The 1,072-nt window shown below is 64.6% G+C and carries 2 protein-coding genes; one reads left to right on the top strand and one right to left on the bottom strand.

Going from position 1 to position 1,072, the window contains the following annotated elements; translation table 11 throughout:
* Positions 1 to 223, bottom strand: a 223-nt coding sequence (locus A5777_RS19090; RefSeq protein WP_331710612.1) for an RNase H family protein, incomplete at its 3' end; no start/stop codon positions are given.
* 69 nt (positions 224 to 292) lie between these two features.
* Between A5777_RS19090 and A5777_RS19085 the strand changes: the two genes are divergently transcribed.
* A complete protein-coding gene (locus A5777_RS19085; protein WP_005203288.1) occupies positions 293 to 1,069 on the top strand; it encodes a methyltransferase domain-containing protein in 777 nt (258 codons plus the stop codon).
* Positions 1,070 to 1,072 lie beyond the last annotated feature (3 nt).

Here is a 1,072-nt window from a genome sequence, read left to right as displayed (position 1 = left end):
TGGTCAGTGCGGCGAGGCCCTCGATCGCTGCCGTCAGTTCCATCTTGTTGTTGGTGGTATCGGGTTCAGCGCCGGAGATCTGCTTCTCGTGGCCGCGGTATCGCAGGACCGCACCCCATCCGCCCGGCCCGGGATTGCCCAGGCAGGCGCCGTCGGTAGAAATTTCGACGACATCCGCGTCGGCCGATGCGGCCGTCACCAGTGCGTTGTCATCATCGTTCACGAGAGTCTCTGACACTCCTCCCAGGTTACCCACTGCCATGATCGCTGTGAATTGCATAGAGTTGGTTGCATGCCGGTCTGGGATCCGAGTCGATACCTACAATTCTCCGACGCTCGTGCCCGCCCCTTCCTCGATCTGATCGCCGAGGTGCCGACCAATCCGTCGACCATCGTCGACCTCGGATGCGGGCCTGGGCAGCACACCAAGCACCTACGCGAACGCTGGCCGGAAGCCCTGGTTCTCGGAATCGACGCCTCGACCGAGATGATCACCGAGGCCATCCGCGAGAACATGGACGGGTTGGCCAACTACGACGTCGCCGACCTCACCGAGTGGACACCTCCAGAACCCGTCGACCTGTTCTTGTCGAACGCGGTGTTCCAGTGGGTCCCCGATCAGGAAGTCGCGATCGAGAGACTGCTGCCCCATCTCAACGACGGCGGTGCTTTCGCGATCCAGGTGCCCAACAACACCGGCGCGGCCACGTACCGCAGCCTCAACGAACTCGCCGAGGAGGAGCCCTACTCGCAGTACTGCGGCGATGTCCGGCGGCTGCCGTGGCTAGCACCCGACTTCTACCTCAACTTCTTTGCCGAGCGCGGCTTCGAGGTCAACGCGTGGGAGTCGACGTATCTGCACGTCCTCAAGGACAAGGGCGACGACCCGGTCTTCGACTGGATCTCCGGCACCGGCGCCCGCCCCTTCCTCGAAGCGCTACCCGACGAACTGCGCGACGACTTCAGCGAAGAGCTCAAGCGCCGACTCCGCGCCGCCTACCCCGCCCGCGACTGGGGCACGGTGCTGCCCTACCGCCGCACGTTCGCCGTGGCCGTTCTGCCGCGCTGATCG

This window comes from Gordonia sp. 852002-10350_SCH5691597, from assembly GCF_001665715.1.
Classification (GTDB): domain Bacteria; phylum Actinomycetota; class Actinomycetes; order Mycobacteriales; family Mycobacteriaceae; genus Gordonia; species Gordonia sputi.
The sequence above is the reverse complement of the archived record's forward strand: the minus strand, read 5'-3'. Positions and strand labels throughout refer to the sequence as shown.